Origin of the sequence: Kocuria sp. ICS0012, assembly GCF_001665945.1 — a bacterium.
Taxonomy (GTDB): Bacteria; Actinomycetota; Actinomycetes; order Actinomycetales; family Micrococcaceae; genus Kocuria; species Kocuria marina.
Map to the genome: position 1 here is coordinate 13885 of NZ_LZMM01000018.1, position 17667 is coordinate 31551.

Sequence of the window (17667 nt, forward strand, 5' to 3'; positions counted from 1 at the left end):
TTGTGCCCGTCAGCACTCGATCACGTTGACCGCGAGGCCGCCGCGCGAGGTCTCCTTGTACTTGATCTTCATGTCCGCGCCGGTCTCCCGCATGGTCTTGACCACTTGATCCAGGGAGACCTTGTGGGTCCCGTCCCCCTGCATGGACAGCCGGGCGGAGTTGATGGCCTTGACGCTCGCGATCGCGTTGCGCTCGATGCACGGAATCTGCACGAGCCCGCCCACGGGGTCGCACGTGAGCCCGAGGTTGTGCTCGATCCCCATTTCCGCCGCACACTCCACCTGCCGCGGGCTCCCGCCCAGCACCGCACACAGGCCGGCGGCCGCCATGGAACACGCCGATCCCACCTCGCCCTGGCAACCCACCTCGGCGCCGGAGATCGAGGCGTTCTCCTTGATCACGATCCCGATCGCCGCGGCGGTGAGCAGGAAGTCCACGATCTTGTCATCGCACGCGTCCGCCATGAACCGCGTGTAGAAGTGCAGCACCGCCGGGATGATCCCCGCCGCGCCGTTCGTGGGGGCCGTGACGATCCGCCCGCCAGACGCATTCTCCTCGTTGACCGCGAGCGCGTACAGGTTGACCCAGTCCATGCCGTAGAAGGGATCGTTGCCGGGTTCCTTGGTGAGCAGCCGCTTGCGCATCTCCGGCGCACGACGGCGCACCTTCAGTCCCCCGGGCAGGGTCTTCTCCTCGCGCGTGCACCCGTTCTCCACACATTCCTGCATCACGGACCAGATGTGCAGCAGCTGCTCCCGGGTCTGTTCCGCGGGCCGCCACGACAGCTCGTTCGCGGCCATGATCTGGGCGATGTTCAGACCCTCGGTCTCGCAGATGGCCAACAATTCATCACCCGTGCTGAACGGGTAGGCCACGGGGGTGCTGTCCGCGACCACCTTGTCCGCACCGCTCGCGGACTCGTCCACCACGAAACCGCCGCCCACGGAGTAGTAGATCCGTTCGCGGATGACCTCGCCGGCGGCGTCGTAGGCGGTGAAGCTCATCCCGTTGGGGTGGGTGGGCAGGGACTTCCTGCGGTGCATGATCACGTCACGGGAACGGTCGAAGGCCACGGGGTGTGTGCCCCCGAGCAGCAGTTGCCCTTTCTCCCCCGCGAGCGCGACCTTCTGGTCCGCGAGGTCCGTGTCCACGGTCTCGGGATCCTCGCCCATGAGCCCCAGCACCACGGCCTTGTCCGATCCGTGGCCCCACCCGGTGGCCCCCAAGGAGCCGAAGAGCTGGGAATGGACCTGGGTCACGGACTCCAGCAGGGCGTCGGCGGCGAGCCCGGCCACGAAGAGCCGTGCGGCCCGCATGGGCCCCACCGTGTGGGAGGACGACGGTCCGATACCCACCGAGAACAAATCCAGAGCACTGAGTGCCACGATCTCACCTCCGGTTTTCTGGTAACAATGATTCCTGAAAATTATCAATATTGGCTCCGGCGTCATGGGCCCACCCAGACCGCCTGGGCATGAGACGACGACATGTTTTCACAATCATCAGAACTAGCAAGAAAATTCCCACGTAGCCATTGATGACATAAACGACGTTGACCATCCGTGAAAACGGGAGCAGAAGACCCACGACGGCACCGACCGCCGCCAGCGCTATCGCGAGGTATTTGAAATTTCGAGTGCTGTCCGTGAAGAACCTCGATGAAACCGTCCACAATAAAGGAACGGCCGTGGTGTAAATACCGGCGACAATCATCACCGAAATAGCGGCGGCCAGTACCGGGCTGAAGTCCCTGGCAAGCACCAACATCGGGATCTCAGTCCCGTTGACCCGTGCGATGTTGGCGAGCAGCCCCAACCCGACCACCACACACGCCGCCGAGAACGCCGCACCGCCGACTAGGCCACCGGACACTGCTTCCCTACGACTGCGAGCAGTTTTCCCGAGTGCCGTGAGGAAAGCAGCCAACCACAACATGCAGAACCCCACGTACGACAACCCGGACATGAACCAGTTAGTCGATGCTCGGGTAAGTTCGAGGTCGGCCACCATGGCGTTTCCCGCCGCGATGTTCCCGGGTTCACGAATGAAGGATAGAACCCCCAGCAGCACCGCCACAACTACGATGACGGGGCCGATCTTGCCGATCACATCGACAAGGTTCTTCAACCCGAACCAGACCGTTGCGCTCACCACGATGGCCAAACTCGCACCGCCCAGGTACTTGGGCAATCCGAAGTGCTCCTCGAACACTGCCCCCGCACCGGAGACCATCACCGTGAAGCTGAGGAACACGAAAAGTATTGAGAAGTAGTCGAAGAACGTGCCCAGGTGCTTCCCCGTGTAGTACCGGAAGATCATCGAGGGGTGTTCGAATTTCTTCATATGACCCACGAAGAGGAATTCAGCGGCCACGTAGGTTATTAGGATCAACACCACGGCACCCGTACCGACGATTCCCTGGAATCCGTAGGACGCGAAGTACTGCAGTATTTCTTGGCCCGTTGCGAAGCCGGATCCGATGAGGAAGGCGATGATCGCTCCCGCGTAGGTGAGCACTCGCAAGACACTCGTTCGCTCGGCCGTATCCAGACGGGTTCCCGTTCTCGTTGGCATTGCCATAATGACTCCCTTTTACCGGCTGCGATTGGCGTCCCCGTCTTCCCGCGGAGACTCCACCGCCCACCTGACTTGTCTCATTAACCACCTGGCGGGGTTCCGTACCGGGCCGTGCGATCAAACTGCTGCGGTGGGCGGCCTGGATGCCGACATCGGCTACCGCAACACCACCGTGCGGTTCCCGGTGAGGATCACACGGCCTTCGCAGTGCCACCGAACGGCGTTGGACAACGCCTTGCATTCCGAGTCCCGCCCAACGGCCACCAGGTCTTCCGGGCCGTGAGTGTGATCGACCTCCAGAACCTGCTGAGCAATGATGGGGCCTTCATCCAGTTCGTCACTCACGTAGTGTGCGGTGGCTCCCACGGTCTTCACCCCACGTTCGTACGCCTGGTGGTACGGCTTGGCGCCCTTGAAACTGGGGAGGAACGAGTGGTGAATGTTGATGACCCGCCCCCGCATGCGTTCCACCAGGGACTCACTCAGCACCTGCATGTACCGGGCGAGCACCACCAGATCCACCGTGTATTGGTCCACCAAATCCAGGAGTCGTGTCTCCGCCTCCGGCTTGTTCTCCTTGGTCACAGGCACGTGATGGAAGTCGATGCCGTGCCACTCCACCAGCGCTTGGTGATCCAGATGGTTGGATACCACCGCCACGATCTCAATGGGAAGTTCCCCCACTCGGGCACGGAACAGCAGGTCATTGAGGCAGTGACCGTACTTAGAGACCATCACCAGCACGCGGCGCTTCTGCTCGTGAGGTCGCAGCTCCCAGTTCATGTGAAACCGTTGCGCCACCGGCTCCAAGTCCGCCCGCAGCGCTTGCTCATCCAGTGCCTCATCCCTGGATGACACCACGTGGACGCGCATGAAGAACCGTTCCTGACGGCGATCGTCGAACTGCTTCAGTTCCGCAATGGTGCACCCGTGCTCAAGCAGCACGCCGGTGACCGCGTGCACGATGCCCACGTCCTCCGGGCAGTCGAGGGTCAGAACCAGTTCGGTGGTGTCAGCGCCGGTGCGCGCCCGTTGTACGTCCGTCACGAGGCAACTCCTTGTTCGATCTTTCACGACTGTGGTGGCTCCGCCCGCGAGCTGATGGTGACCGTCACGGGCGGAACCCTCAGGCGATTTGTTCCCCGGAGTACTCCACCATCGCGTCCAGGAGCCACCGGACCGTGTAATCGGCGAAAGATGCCCTGGGCATGATCCGGTAGGTGAGGTCCTCCGTCTGCCACAAGACAACGGGTACCGGCCCCAGCAAAGTGGAAACCGCCCGACCGGGGGTGAAGCTGCGCGGGTGCAGATCCACGTGGCAGCCCTTCTCCAGGACGTCGCGCGCCGAGGGCCCGGACAGCTCCAACGTGGTGCGGTTGGCGGACAGGTCGACGGCCTGCCCGGCCGGGCCACCCTCGGCGAAGACCGCCGCGAGCTTCTGCGCGAGCGGGTGGGTGGCCAGGGTGGGCAGGGCGCCCGGCTCGCGCTCGGAGCGGGTGTCCAGTCCGGGCACGGGGGCGACCTCGTCCCCTGTGACGGCCAAGAACTCGTCCGGGCCCAGCCACACCACGGCTACCTCCGAGGTGTCCCCCGTGACCTCACCGCATGCGGCGGGGAGCCCCACGCCGAGCACCTCGGTGACCGCCTCCGCGGCGGGGGTCCCCGGCGTCACCCTGAGCCCGATCATGGTCAGGAAAGGCACCTCCCGCAGGCTCACCCCGCGCTCGCCGGACACGCTCGCGCTCTTCATCTCCCCGGCCAGGTGCTCGACCGGGCTGCGGCGCAAGTGCGCCACGTGCTCCGCCGTGCGCTCGGCCCTGTTCATCATGGTTTGCTCAGCCATCTCGACGCTTTCCTTCCGGGTCGTACACGACAGGTTCGGCCACCAGCACGTCCACCAGCTGCCCGTCCAGGGGCGCCTGCAGGGTCTCGCCGATGCGGTTGCGGCCGTCCTTGATCAGGGCAAGCCCGAAGGTCCGGCCCAGCGCGGCACTGTTGTAACTTGAGGTCACATGCCCCTCCATGGGCACAGGTCCCTCCTGAGGAGTGATCGGTGTGCCCTGTTTGACCAATTGGGTGCCTTCCGGCAAGCGATAGTCGGTGTCCACGGGCAGCACGGCGACCAGTTCCTTGCGCACCTCGCTCTCCAGTCCCTTGCGGAAGTACGAGCGGTTGCCGATGAAGTCCTTACGCTTGGACACCACCCAATCCATCCCCAGATCCTGGGGGGTGACGGTACCGTCCGTGTCCTGGCCGACGATGGGGAAAGCCTTCTCGGCACGCAGCACGTGCATGGTCTCGGTGCCGTAGGGAGTGATGCCGTATTCCTGACCGGCCTGCCACACGTCCTCGAAGACCGCCGCTCCCCACCACGTGGGGACGTTGATCTCGAACGCGAGTTCCCCCGAGAACGAGATCCGGCAGATGCGCGCGGGGATCCCGCTGACCAGGGAGACCTCACGGTAGGCCATGAACGGGAACGCGTCGTTGGACACGTTCAACTCCGGGACGAGCTTGGCGACCACGTCCCGGGAACGGGGCCCGGCCACGGCCACGGTGGTCCACTGCTCGGTCGCGGAGGTGCACACCACGTCCAACTCCGGCCACTCGGTCTGCAGCCATTCCTCGAGCCAGTCCAGCACGTTGGCGGCCCCACCAGTGGTGGTGGTCATGAAGTACCGGTCCTCGTCCAGCCGCAGCGTCACGCCGTCGTCGAAGACCATGCCGTCCGGCTTGCACATCACGCCGTAGCGGCCCATACCGGGCTTGAGTTTCTTGAACGCATTGGTGTACACGCGGTTGAGGAACTCCCCCGCGTCCTTGCCGCGGATCTCGATCTTTCCCAGGGTGGTGGCGTCCATGAACCCCACGGAGTTGCGCACTGCCGCGCACTCGCGCAGCACCGCGGTGTCCATATCTTCCCCGTCCTGGGGGTAGTACCACGGCCGCTTCCACTGCCCCACGTCCTCGAACTTCGCCCCGTGCGCCAGGTGCCACCCGTGGGGCGCGGACAACCGGGCCGGGTCGAACATCTGCCCGCGCTGGGTGCCCGCGAGCGCCGCGAAGGCCACCGGGGTGTAGGGAGCACGGAAGGCAGTCACGCCGATCTCGTCCGGGGAGCTGCCGCCCAGCGCGGTGGCGATCACGCCCATGGTGTTCACGCTGGAGGTCTTGCCCTGATCGTTGGCCGTGGAGATCGAGGTGTAGCGCTTGACGTGCTCCACCGAGCGCATCCCGGCACCCAGCGAGCGCATCACGTCCTTGACGGCCTGGTCGCGTTGGAAGTCCACGAAGTGCTCGTCCCACGTGCCGGGCTCGCCCTCGGCGCCGGGGACCAGCCACAGCGGGCGCACGAGCCCCGGGGCCTCCGGGTCGGTCGTGGAGGCACGCGCCGTGGCGCTGAAGCCCGCCGCGCGGGCGGCGTTCGCCCCGGCTTGGGCGCCCTCGACCAGGCACCCGGCCAGGTCCAGGGTGCCCGCGGTCCCGCCGGCCACGTGCTGGCCGGCCATCGCGGTCTCGGGCACGAACGCGGCGATCGTTTCGTTCCAGCGCAGCGGGCCGCGGCGCTGGTTGTGCAGGTGGATCACGGGGTTCCAGCCACCGGACACCGCCAGCAGGTCCGCCTCGAGGGTCTCGGGCTCGCCGGTGAGTTCGCCCGCGTCGTCGAGCGCGCTGACGACGACGCCGCTCACACGCCCGTCCGCGTCGGCGGTGGTGTCGATCACGGCCGAGCCGTAGCGCACCGACAGGCCGCCGGCCTCGGCGATCTCGGCGGAGACCGCGGAGGCCTGAGGGCGGGCGTCCACGATCCCGGCGACCGTGATGCCTCGCTCCATGAGATCCGCCACGAGCCGGTAGGCGGAGTCGTTGTTGGTGGCCACCACCACGGTGGAGCCGGCGGCGGCGCCGTAGCGGTTGAGGTAGCTGCGCACCGCGGAGGCCAGCATGATCCCGGGTCGGTCGTTGTTGCGGAAGACCACGGGGCGTTCGTGAGTGCCCTGAGCGAGCACCACCTGCCGGGCGCGCACGTGCCACACTCGCTCGCGGGACACACCCTTGGGCACCTCCCCCGTGAGGTGGTCGGTGCGGCGCTGGACGGCCACCACGTAATTGCTGTCGTAGCTGCCGATGGCGGTGGTGCGGGTGAGCACCGTGACCTCCTCGGCCGCCTCCAGCTCGGCGCTCACGCGCTCGACCCATTCGAGGGCCGGGACACCGTCGATGCGCTCGCCGTTGCCGGACAGCAGGGCCCCGCCCGGGCACGGCTGGTCATCCATGAGGATCACGCGCGCCCCGGAGGCCGCGGCGTCCCGGGCGGCGGACAGCCCCGCCGGGCCCGCGCCGATGACAAGCACGTCCGTGTGGACGTACTTGCGGTCGTAGTAGGCGCGGTCGGTCTCGGGGTCCAACTGTCCGTGGCCTCCGAGGTAGACGGCGTCCATCCCGGGCGTCAGTTCGGTGACCGTGGCCTGCAGCATGGACTCGGCCACGTCCTGCTGGTGACGGGGGGAGACCTTGATCAAGGCGTTGGGCTCCTCCACGCCGGCCGAGTACAGCCCGCGGGGGCGGCGCCGGTACATGGACGGGGCGCAGTCGATCTTGCCGTTGGCCACCAGCGCGGAGGCCACGGTGTCCCCGCGGTAGCCCGTGTACGGGACGCCCTCGAAGGTGAAGTCCACCGCGGTGGAACGGTCGATGCCGTGCCCGGCGGCTCGCTCGGCCGTCAGGCGATGGGTCTGCTCGCTCACAGGGCACCTCCAACATTTCCCAGGTTTGGCCGGGGGTCGCTCATCTTGTACTCGGTCTTGAACTCGTAGGTCACCGTGTCACGCACGGCGTTGAACCAGCGGCGGCAGCCGGCGGCGTGGGACCAACGCTCGGACAGCAGCCCCCGCGGATTGGCGCGGTAGAACAGGTAGCGGGCCCACTGCTGGTCGTCCAGCTCGAACGGGTCCTCGGGGTAGGGCACGTGGGCCTCTCCCCCGTAATGGAATTCGGTCTCATCCCGTGGACCGCACCACGGGCAATTGATCTGCAGCATGTTCGCTCCCTACTAGTGCGCCACGGCAGCAGCGCCGTGCTCGTCGATCAGCATGCCCGTCTCGAACCGTTCGAGGCTGAAGGGCTCGTTGAGCGGGTGTGGTTCGTCGTGGGCAATGGTGTGCGCGAGCGTGAAGCCCGCCCCCGGGGTTCCCTTGAAACCTCCGGTGCCCCAGCCGCAGTTGACGTAGAGCTGATCCACGGGTGTCTTGGACACAATCGGGGAAGCATCCAGCGTGACGTCCACCACGCCGCCCCACGTGCGCAGCACGTGGGCCCGGGCGAAGATGGGGAACAGCTCCACCGCGGCGGCCATCTGCTCCTCGATCACGTGGAACGAACCGCGCTGACCGTAGCCGTTGTAGGCGTCAATGCCGGCGCCCATGACCAGTTCGCCCTTGTGCGCCTGGGAGACGTACACGTGGACGTGGTTGGACATCACCACGGTGGGGTGGACCATCTCGTGCAGTTCGGAGACGAGAGCCTGCAGCGGGTGGGACTGGATGGGCAGCTCGAAGCCCGCCAGTTCGGCCAGTACCGAGGAGTTACCCGCGCCGCACAGCGCAACCTTGCCGGCATTGATCCGGCCCCGGCTGGTCTCCACGGCAATTACCCGCCCGGCTTCCTTCACGAAACCGGTGACCTCGCAGTTCTGGATGATGTCCACGCCCATCTCGTCCGCCTTACGGGCGAAGGCCCAGGCCACGTGATCGTGCTTGGCGATACCCGCGCGCGGCTGGTAGGTGGCTCCCATGATCGGGTACCGGATGTCGTCACCGATGTTGATGATGGGGCACAGTTCCTTGACCTGCTGGGGGTCGATCCACTCCGCGTCCACGCCGTTGAGCTTGTTCGCATTCACGCGCCGTGTGCTTTCACGTACGTCCTGCAGAGTGTGGGCCAGGTTCAGCACCCCGCGCTGGGAGAACAGGAAGTCGTACTCGAGTTCGTCCGGCAGCTGCTCCCACAACTTCAAGGAGTGCTCGTACATCCCCGAGGACTCGTCCCACAGGTAGTTGGAGCGGATGATGGTGGTGTTGCGGGCCATGTTGCCGCCGCCCAGCCAACCCTTCTCCAGCACGGCCACGTTGGTGATGCCGTGGTGCTTGGCCAGGTAGTAGGCGGTGGCCAGCCCATGCCCGCCACCGCCGACGATCACCACATCGTAGGAAGGTTTGGGGTCCGGGTTGCGCCACAGGAAATCCGGGTGATCCGGCAAGAGATCAGCCATCAGGACACTCCGTTCATCGCCGCTTCGGCGTAGTCATGGATGGATTCGGCGTCAGCATTGCTCGCCGAGAGTTCGGGGTAGAGCGGGAAGGCGGCGGCCAGGGCGTTCACGCGCTCGCGTAGGCCGTCGAGGGCGGCGGCGTCGTCGGCGGCCGTCAGCAAGGTCCGGGCAATGATGTCGGCGACCTCGCGGAACTCGTCGGGGCCGAATCCTCGGGTGGCCAACGCGGGGGTGCCGATCCGCAACCCCGAGGAGACCATGGGCGGGCGCGGGTCGAAAGGCACCGCGTTACGGTTGACCGTGATGTCCACTCGGTGCAGCAGGTCCTCGCCCTGCTTGCCGTCCAGCTGGGCGTTGCGCAGATCCACAAGCACCAGATGCACGTCCGTGCCGCCGTTGACCAGCCCGATCCCCTGCTCCGCCACGTCATCGTGCAGCAGTCGCTCGGCCAGGATTTTGGCGCCCTCGAGGGTGCGGCGCTGCCGGTCCTTGAACTCTTCACCGGCGGCGTACTTGAAGGCCACGGCCTTCGCCGCGATCACGTGCTCGAGCGGGCCGCCCTGCTGGCCGGGGAACACCGCGGAGTTCATCTTCTTGGCCAGCTCCTGCTTGCACAGGATCACCCCACCGCGTGGGCCGCCCAGGGTCTTGTGCGTGGTGGTGGTCACCACGTCCGCGTGGGGCACGGGATTGGGGTGCAGGCCGGCAGCCACCAGACCGGCGAAGTGGGCCATGTCCACCATGAGATAGGCGCCTACTTTGTCCGCGATTCGCCGGAACCGCTCGAAGTCCAGCTGGCGGGTGTAGGCGGACCAGCCGGCCACGATCAGCTTGGGCCGGTGCTCCAGGGCGAGGCGCTCGACCTCGGCCATGTCGATCTCCAGGTCCTCTTCCGACACGCCGTAGGCCACCACGTTGTAGAGCTTGCCGGAAAAATTCAGTTTCATGCCGTGGGTCAGGTGACCACCGTGAGCCAGGTTCAACCCCAGAATCGTGTCCCCTGGGTCCAACAGCGCGAACATCGCCGCGGCGTTGGCCTGCGCCCCCGAATGAGGCTGCACATTGGCGTGTTCGGCGCCGAACAGGTCCTTGACCCGGTCGATGGCCAGTTGCTCGATCACGTCCACGTGTTCACAGCCGCCGTAATACCGACGGCCGGGGTAGCCCTCCGCGTACTTGTTGGTCAGCACCGACCCCTGCGCCTGCATCACCGCCATGGGCGCAAAGTTCTCGGAAGCGATCATTTCCAGGGTTCCTTGCTGGCGTCGCAGCTCGGCCTCGATGGCCTCAGCCACTTCAGGGTCGCCCTGGGCGAGATGAATATTCAGATCGACCATCCTCGGCCTCCTCAGGTGTTGCTCCGTCTCCTGATACGTAATTGATATATCAGACTGTGACTCAGGTTACGATAACTGTTGAGACCCGTCAATGGATTTTTCAAATTAGTTATGACCGGCATCACCGGGGCCGGCCCCGGGCCGGCTGCCGCGGCCCGGTGATCCATCGGTCGGTCGGCGCGAACCCCGGTTAGAATCTGGTCGGAACCGAGAGGAGGGGCCGGATGAAGGACACGGGATCAAGCGGATCGTTGGCCACCCGCGCGTTCGAACTTCTCCAGGACAGGCTAATTTTCTTGGACATCGCCCCTGGCGACCCGCTGAACGAGACGCAGCTGGGGCTCGAGCTCGAGGTGGGCCGTACTCCGCTGCGTGAGGCGCTGAAGCGGCTGGAGTCCGAGCGGCTGGTGACCACTTTCCCTCGTCGCGGCACGTTCGCCACCTCCGTGGACATCACCGTGCTCTCCGAGGTCTCGGAGGTCCGGGAGGTGCTCGAACCCCTCGCCGCGCAGCTGGCCGCCCAGCGACTGGACCACCGCTCACGCGGTGAGCTCGAGGACCTCAAGGGCCAGCTCGATGCCGCCTCCCCGGGAGATTCCTCCGACCCGCAGGACGCGTTGCGCTGGGACAGCACGATTCACCGTGCCCTCTACCACGCCGCCAGCAACGCCCATCTGGAGGCCACACTGAACCGGTACGGGAACCTGGCCACCCGGATCTGGTGCCTGGCCGCCACCCGGAACCCCACCCCCGTGGAACACATTGCCATCCACTCCCAATTGCTGGACGCCGTTCTGAGTGGCCGCGGTGAGGACGCCGCGGAGATCATGCGCGAGCACGTGGGCGAGTTCGAGCAGCACATGCGCAAGGTGCTCTGACGCCTCACGGGGCCACCGGGCAGTGTTGGTGGTGGTTCGGCATAGCGGATCAGTTGATGGCTGCCGTATTTCAGACACACACGCATCCCCAGCCCGATCCAGTGGCGGTCGGATCGGGCTGGGGATGCCGAGGCGTGGGCCTCCTATAGTGCGGTGCGGCTCAGGCCGGATCCGCGGGGGCCGCCACCTCATGCTGGGGATCCGCAAGGGTCTTCGGGGCCGTGTCCTCGAATTGCGGGAGGCCGTTCAGGTAATCCACCACCGAATCCGTGGACTCCACGTCACCGAACTTGTTGTCGATGTCGTAGAGGTCCCACTGCACGACGCCGGGGACACGATCGCCGATGGTCTCCCTGGGGATGATCGGGCGGAATCCCTTCCCGATCGCATCCTCGACGGTGTGACACACACCCGGCCGCAGTCGCACCGGTCACAATCAGAGTGTCGATGCGGTTGGAGGTCAGGAAGAGCTCAAGGCTCGTTCCCGGGAACGCAGAAGCGCAGTTCTTCTCAAACCGACAACCACCTGGCCCCCGCGACCTATCTCACAATGACCGCCACGGGGGGCGCTTATCGCGACATGGTTGCTGCCCGAAACCCGGCACCAGGTCATGGACGACACCCAGCCCCACCAAATCGCCCCGTCCGCCACCGATATCGCCGCGGCTCCATTCGGCGAGAAAGCGGATGCCCGCCCCGCAGGGACCGAATTCCCCCCTTGGCGCCCCGCCCCTCGCGAGGTCCGCGGCTGTGGGGTCTTCGCCGAGAAGCAATACCCTTCTGCTTCCCGGCCAACCTCCCGGGGCGACAGGCTGGCCGCAGTCGTTGAGTCAAAACATCCTTAAAGTTGCATCGATTGCAACAAAGTTGTGCCGTTGCGACGTTCTGGTGCGGTTTGACCCCCTCCCGCCGGGTTTGTACGAATCGGGGCCCAGCGCCCTGGAAGAGGTCTCCCGGGGGGTGTTCCGGAGCGAACGACCGCAAAATTTTGCCCTCCAAGCCTTGACTCGACATGTGATGTAGCCTATTTTTAGGCAACTAGCTTGCGCTCACTGCAACGTAGTTGTCTGCTTAGTGAGTTTTCCACTGCCACTGATCACACTCCTGCCTCTACATGACAGGCCGCCCGAAAGGAATCCTGTGGCACAACACACATCCAGCATCACCTCAAAAGCGGTCACCTCCAGCGAGCGACACCGAGTCATTGCTGCGAGCTTCGTCGGCAACTTCGTGGAGTGGTTCGATTACGCGGTGTACGGCTATTTGGCCGCAACCATCGCACGAGTGTTCTTCCCGGAATCGGACCCGCAAACAGCCCTGCTCGCAACTTTCGGCCTCTTCGCCATCTCGTTCTTCATCCGACCGATAGGCGGGTTCGTCTGGGGGCACATCGGGGACAAAATCGGGCGAACGGTGGCTCTGTCGTTCTCCATCCTGGTGATGTCCGCCGCCACGTTCGCTATCGCCCTGATTCCCGACTACAAAACTATTGGCATTGCGGCACCCATCCTGTTGCTGCTCGTGCGTGTGGTCCAAGGGTTTTCAGCCGCGGGCGAGTACGCGGGCGCCTCGGCCTTCCTGGTGGAGTACGCCCCGGACCACAAGCGAGGGGTTTACGCAGCGGTGGTACCGGCGAGTACGGCAAGTGGTCTGCTCTTCGGCTCGTTGTTCGTCGCCGGTCTCACGGCCATTCTCTCCGACGATCAGATGCTGTCCTGGGGCTGGAGGGTCCCCTTCCTTCTGGCGGGACCGATGGGTCTCATCGGCCGATACATCCGCAACCGGCTCGAGGACGCACCCGTGTTCCGCGAACTCGCGAAACAGGAACAGACAAAATCAACCCCGGTCCTGGACATGTTCAAGTACCACTGGTGGACGTTGCTGCGCACCATCGGCGCGGTACTACTGAACGCGGTGGGCTTCTACATACTGCTCAGCTACATGCCCACGTACCTCCACGAGGAAGTGGGGCTCGGCCAGACGGAGTCCTTCATTGCCACGTCCATCGCCCTGGTCACATATGTGGGATTCATTTTCCTGACAGGGATGGCCTCAGACCGATTTGGGCGAAAGAAAGTGCTGATGGCGGCGTCTATCAGCTTCATGGTGCTCACGGTCCCCATCTTCATGCTCTTGGACACCGGCTCGTTTGTCCTGATCCTCATACTTCAGGTGGTCCTCGGAGCCATGCTGACCCTCAACGACGGGACACTACCCAGCTTCCTGGCCGAATCATTCCCCACCCGAATGCGTTATAGCGGTTTTGCCGTCAGTTTCAATGTCTCCAATGCGTTGTTCGGCGGCACCGCGCCTTTCATGGCTACCCTTTTAATTTCAGCTCTCGGTACACCATTGGCACCCGCGTGGTACTTGGTGGTTGCAGCTCTTGGATCTTTGATCGCCGTAGCCGTCTCCAAAGAGACTGCAGGCCGCCCACTCACCCATTGATCGCGTTTGTCCCTACACCCTCCGTTGCGCTTGGGTCGCAGAACTGACCAGTGTTGCAACAGGGTTGCGTACAGGTTCCGCTTACATCAACGTTTCGTGGGGAGATTACGTGCGCATGAAGAAAAGAACCCAAATCTGCTGGCACCCTTGACCAAGGCACTGTGGTGTGGTTCACTTTTTTTGCAACACCGTATTGCTGAATGCAACTTCGGTGGACAGCCAGCCATCCTGCATTTTTAGCGAACGGTCGTCGGCGAGATCGCCGTCGATGGAAGGAGGCCCCATGACCCGCACTAAAGACCAGCAGGTCACTGACCGCACGGGCGAAGCAGTGCCCGAGGCAGATCAGCAGCTGAAGGTTTCGCTTCCACGGTTCCGAGGACGGGTAATCCCACAGGTCGATCGAACGATCATCACGGTCCTGCCCCCGCTGTTGATCATCGCGGTCATCGTGGCCGTCAGCGTCAATCCCGACGGGTCGGCTCGCGTCATCAACGATCTTCGGACGTGGGTGACCTCCGGATTCACCTGGTGGTTCGTGCTCTATTCCTTGACGGCCATCGCAGTGTGCGCGTGGTTGGCGTTCAGCAAGATCGGCCGGGTTCGGCTGGGCGGCCCGAAGGCTCGGCCCGAGCACAGCAAGTTCGCCTGGTACTCGATGCTGTTCGCCTGCGGGCAGGGCGTGGGACTGATCTTCTGGTCCGTTGCCGAGCCCATGCTGCTGGGCGACGAGGCTCCCGTGGTCCCGGGCTCCGACAGCCCGGGGGAACCCGGGATGGTCTGGGCCTATTTCCACTGGGGATTGACCGCGTGGGCGATGTACTGCGTGGTTGCCATCTGCCTTGCCTACTCCCACCATAATCTGGGGAAGACCCTGACCTTCCGTGAGGCCACCGTTGACATTCTCCCCGCACCCCTGCAGCGTTCCGCAGGCGTGATTGTCGAACTATTGGCCATCATCGCCACCGTGCTGGGTCTCGCGACTTCTTTCGGTTTTGCCGTGATGCAGTTCACCAGCGGCCTGTCCACCTTCACCGGCGTGGAGCCGAGCATCACCGTATGGGTCATCGTCATCGTCGCACTGGCCGCGTTCGCCGCTTTCTCGGCATTCGTCGGGGTCAACAAGGGCATGAAGCGCATCAGCGAGGCCAACTCGGTGCTCAGTATCGTGCTGGTGGTGGGGGTCTTCCTCTTCGGCCCCATCGTTTTCGTTCTTTCGAACCTAACGCAGACCTTCGGTACCTTCATCTACAACTTCATCCCGATGAGCTTCTGGTCCGACTCCGGCACATCCGGCGCCCCTCTTGAGAGCTGGTCCGATAGCTGGAGTGGACCGTGGACAGTCTTCATCTGGTGCTGGGTGATCGCCTTCTCCCCCTTCGTCGGGGGATTCATCGCCAGGATTTCCCGTGGTCGCACCATCCGGGAATTCATCCTGGGCGTGACCATTATCCCGTCGTTGATCGTCATGATCTGGATCGGCATCATCGGATCTGCCGCGGTGTACTACAACCAACAAAGCAGCGGTGAAATTGCAGAGAAGGTCGCCGCAGACACCTCCTCCGGTCTGTTCGCAGCGCTCGAAATGGTTCCGATCGTGGGAGGGATCCTCCTGGTGGTGGCCACCATCCTCGTGGCGACCTACTACGTCACCAGCCTTGACTCAGGGACCTACGCGCTTGCCGAGTTCGTCTCCGCACCCCGGAAGGCCGGTCCGTGGTTCCGTGTGGTCCTGGTTGTGAGCATTGCCGCCGTGGCGACCGTGCTCCTGTCCATCGGTGGCACCTCGGTGGTCGACACGGTCCAGACCGGCACTATTATCGGGGCCTTCCCCTTCTCCTTCATCATCTTCCTGATGATCGCCAACCTGATCCGCAGGCTGGTCACACGGACCAAGGACAGCAGGAGACTCGAGAAGGAGATCAACGACCCGAATCCTCGTCCTGAAGACGACTACGTGGACGAGCACGGTCTCCCAACCGGAGAGATGCCCATCCTCACCGACACCTCCGTCGCGGATTCCCGCCGGCCTTCCACCGCGCCGGATGAAGATTCCATGAAAGGGGGACACGCGTGAAAACTTCCCTGCTCGCACATGCCACGGCACCTGAATTCTCCAACTGGCTCGACAACGACCGCGCCACAGTCCTGGTCCCCGTGGGAGCGCTCGAACAACACGGGCCCCACCTCCCCCTGGGAACCGACAGCCTGCTCGCGACCGCCGTGAGCCTGGGGGCGGCCGAGCGCACCGGCGCCAAGGTGGCCCAGACTCTCAACTACGGATACAAATCCCAGCAGAAGTCCGGCGGGGGAAACCACTTGCGGGGCACCCTGAGCCTCGATGCCGACAACTTGATCGGCATCGCCCGGGACATCACCCGCTCGTTCCTGCAGCAAGGTGTCCGCAACGTGGTGTTCGTCAACGGCCACTACGAGAACTACCAATTTCTCTACGAGGGCGTGGACCTGGCGCTGCGTGAACTCGGCCTGTCCGACCCCGCCGGCCCGTCGGTCCTTCTGTTGTCCTACTGGGACTACGTTTCCGAGAGCACCCTCGCAACCGTGTACCCCCAGGGCTTCCCGGGCTGGGACATCGAACACGGCGGAGTCCTCGAAACCTCCCTCATGCTCCATCTGCACCCCGAGCTGGTGCACATGGACAAGGCCGTGGAACACAACCCCGCGCTGCTCCCCCGGTTCGACCGGCTTCCGGTCGTTCCGGAACGGACCCCGCACACGGGCGCACTGTCCGCACCGAGTGGTTCCACGGCGCAGAAAGGGCGGCTGCTGTTCGAGCGGACCGTTACGGACTTGGCAACCGATCTTTCCACCGAACTCGGGCTCGAGCGCTGAACGTACGCCCTCGAGTCTGGACATCCACACCACACAAAGGAGAAATAATGTCCACCAATACCCCAACCACCACCAGCGTCTCCGAACTCGAGCGCCTCAAGGTCCTGCACAACGGCGAGAAAACGCCCCTGACGTTCTCGGATGCGGAGTTCGAGCGTCGACTGGGCGGGCTGCGTCAGATCATGGCGGAGAAGGACCTGGACGCCGTGGTGCTCACTAGCTACCAGGGCATCAAGTACTACTCCGATTTCTTGTTCACCTACTTCGGCCGCTCATACGCCCTCGTGGTCACCCCCGAGGACTCCGTCTCGGTGACGGCCAACATCGACGCCGGCATGCCGTGGCGGCGCAGCTACGGCGAGAACATCGTCTACACCGACTGGCGCCGTGACAACTACTACTACGGCGTCCAGCAGGCCTTGCAGGAGCGCGGGATCACCGCCAGGCGCCTCGGTGTGGAGGACGACACGATGCCCGAGCTGATCCGCCGTCGTTTCCGGGAAACCTTCCCGGACGCCGAGCTGGTGGACGTCTCCCAGGACTCCATGCGCCAGCGGACGATCAAGTCCGCAGAAGAGATCGAAGTCATCAAGCACGGCGCCCGCATCGGCGACCTGGGTGGCGAGGCGATCCGCAAGGCCATCCGCGAGGGCGTCATGGAGTACGAAGTCGCTCTGGCTGGCGTCGAGGCCATGACCCACGAGATCGCCCGCACGTTCCCGGATTCCGAGATTCGCGACACGTGGGTGTGGTTCCAGTCAGGAATCAACACGGACGGCGCCCACAACTGGGCCACCACCCGTAAGCTGCGCCGCGGGGACATCCTCTCCCTGAACTGCTTCCCCATGACCAGCGGTTACTACACGGCCTTGGAACGCACCATGTTCCTGGGTGAGCCGGACGCGGAATCCCTGCGACTGTGGAACATCAATGTGGAGGTCCACGAGGCCGGGTTGGAGCTCATCAAGCCCGGCGCCGTCTGCAAGGACATCGCCGCGGAACTGAACAAGATCTACGTCTCCCACAACCTGCTGCCCAACCGCACCTTCGGCTACGGGCACTCCTTCGGTGTGCTGTCCCACTACTACGGCCGCGAGGCGGGCCTGGAGCTGCGTGAAGACATCGACACCGTTCTGGAACCGGGAATGGTCGTGTCCATGGAACCCATGATCACCGTTCCCGAGGGCCAGCCCGGAGCGGGCGGGTACCGTGAGCACGACATCCTGGTGGTCGGCGAGGATCAGCTGGACGGATGAGCTGTATGCGGTGTTGTACCGGGTGCCCAGAGGGGAGGTGTGCTTG

General features: G+C 64.4%; 14 protein-coding genes. 5 read left to right on the forward strand and 9 right to left on the reverse strand.

What is annotated here, in order from left to right; all coding sequences use genetic code 11:
• Nucleotides 1–9: 9 nt before the first annotated feature.
• The 8 genes from A5728_RS01640 to glyA all read right to left on the reverse strand — a co-directional run bounded on the left by A5728_RS01640 (nucleotide 10) and on the right by glyA (nucleotide 10186).
• Nucleotides 10–1386 (reverse strand): L-serine ammonia-lyase, encoded by a 1377-nt coding sequence (locus tag A5728_RS01640; RefSeq protein WP_064845404.1) that lies wholly within the window; start codon nucleotides 1384–1386, stop codon nucleotides 10–12.
• 4 nt (nucleotides 1387–1390) lie between these two features.
• On the reverse strand, nucleotides 1391–2518 hold the full coding sequence (locus tag A5728_RS01645; protein WP_342358289.1) for a hypothetical protein: 1128 nt from the start codon (nucleotides 2516–2518) through the stop codon (nucleotides 1391–1393).
• Nucleotides 2519–2734: 216 nt separating this feature from the next.
• On the reverse strand, nucleotides 2735–3625 hold the full coding sequence (gene purU, locus A5728_RS01650; RefSeq protein ID WP_064845405.1) for a formyltetrahydrofolate deformylase: 891 nt from the start codon (nucleotides 3623–3625) through the stop codon (nucleotides 2735–2737).
• 79 nt (nucleotides 3626–3704) lie between these two features.
• Nucleotides 3705–4421 (reverse strand): sarcosine oxidase subunit gamma, encoded by a 717-nt coding sequence (locus A5728_RS01655; RefSeq protein ID WP_082943146.1) that lies wholly within the window; start codon nucleotides 4419–4421, stop codon nucleotides 3705–3707.
• On the reverse strand, nucleotides 4414–7326 hold the full coding sequence (locus tag A5728_RS01660; RefSeq protein ID WP_064845406.1) for a sarcosine oxidase subunit alpha family protein: 2913 nt from the start codon (nucleotides 7324–7326) through the stop codon (nucleotides 4414–4416). Before A5728_RS01660 ends, A5728_RS01655 begins: the two co-directional genes overlap by 8 nt.
• On the reverse strand, nucleotides 7323–7619 hold the full coding sequence (locus A5728_RS01665) for a sarcosine oxidase subunit delta (RefSeq protein WP_064845407.1): 297 nt from the start codon (nucleotides 7617–7619) through the stop codon (nucleotides 7323–7325). Before A5728_RS01665 ends, A5728_RS01660 begins: the two co-directional genes overlap by 4 nt.
• Nucleotides 7620–7631: 12 nt before the next feature.
• Nucleotides 7632–8849, reverse strand: coding sequence for a sarcosine oxidase subunit beta family protein (locus A5728_RS01670; protein WP_064845408.1), 1218 nt, complete (start codon nucleotides 8847–8849; stop codon nucleotides 7632–7634).
• The gene (glyA, locus tag A5728_RS01675) at nucleotides 8849–10186 is read right to left on the reverse strand and encodes a serine hydroxymethyltransferase (RefSeq protein ID WP_064845409.1); all 1338 of its coding nucleotides are present in this window, start codon (nucleotides 10184–10186) and stop codon (nucleotides 8849–8851) included. Before glyA ends, A5728_RS01670 begins: the two co-directional genes overlap by 1 nt.
• A 224-nt stretch (nucleotides 10187–10410) precedes the next feature.
• On the opposite strand from glyA, the gene A5728_RS01680 reads away from it, so the two are divergent.
• Nucleotides 10411–11064 (forward strand): GntR family transcriptional regulator, encoded by a 654-nt coding sequence (locus A5728_RS01680; RefSeq protein ID WP_064845410.1) that lies wholly within the window; start codon nucleotides 10411–10413, stop codon nucleotides 11062–11064.
• Between the two features lie 160 nt (nucleotides 11065–11224).
• On the opposite strand, the gene A5728_RS01685 is transcribed toward A5728_RS01680, so the two are convergent.
• Entirely contained in the window at nucleotides 11225–11473 is a 249-nt protein-coding gene (locus A5728_RS01685; RefSeq protein ID WP_231885443.1) for a hypothetical protein, read from the reverse strand.
• Nucleotides 11474–12204: 731 nt separating this feature from the next.
• Here A5728_RS01685 and A5728_RS01690 point away from each other — a divergent pair.
• The 4 genes from A5728_RS01690 (at nucleotide 12205) to A5728_RS01705 (ending at nucleotide 17621) form a co-directional block, all read left to right on the forward strand.
• Nucleotides 12205–13512 carry an MFS transporter gene (locus A5728_RS01690; RefSeq protein ID WP_064845411.1) on the forward strand — a complete coding sequence of 436 codons (1308 nt, stop codon included), beginning with the start codon at nucleotides 12205–12207 and terminating at the stop codon, nucleotides 13510–13512.
• Nucleotides 13513–13795: 283 nt separating this feature from the next.
• Nucleotides 13796–15589: a BCCT family transporter gene (locus A5728_RS01695; protein WP_082943147.1), complete on the forward strand. Its 1794-nt coding sequence runs from the start codon at nucleotides 13796–13798 to the stop codon at nucleotides 15587–15589.
• Nucleotides 15586–16365 carry a creatininase gene (locus tag A5728_RS01700; RefSeq protein ID WP_064845412.1) on the forward strand — a complete coding sequence of 260 codons (780 nt, stop codon included), beginning with the start codon at nucleotides 15586–15588 and terminating at the stop codon, nucleotides 16363–16365. Before A5728_RS01695 ends, A5728_RS01700 begins: the two co-directional genes overlap by 4 nt.
• Nucleotides 16366–16412: 47 nt before the next feature.
• On the forward strand, nucleotides 16413–17621 hold the full coding sequence (locus A5728_RS01705; RefSeq protein WP_064845413.1) for an aminopeptidase P family protein: 1209 nt from the start codon (nucleotides 16413–16415) through the stop codon (nucleotides 17619–17621).
• Nucleotides 17622–17667: the final 46 nt, after the last annotated feature.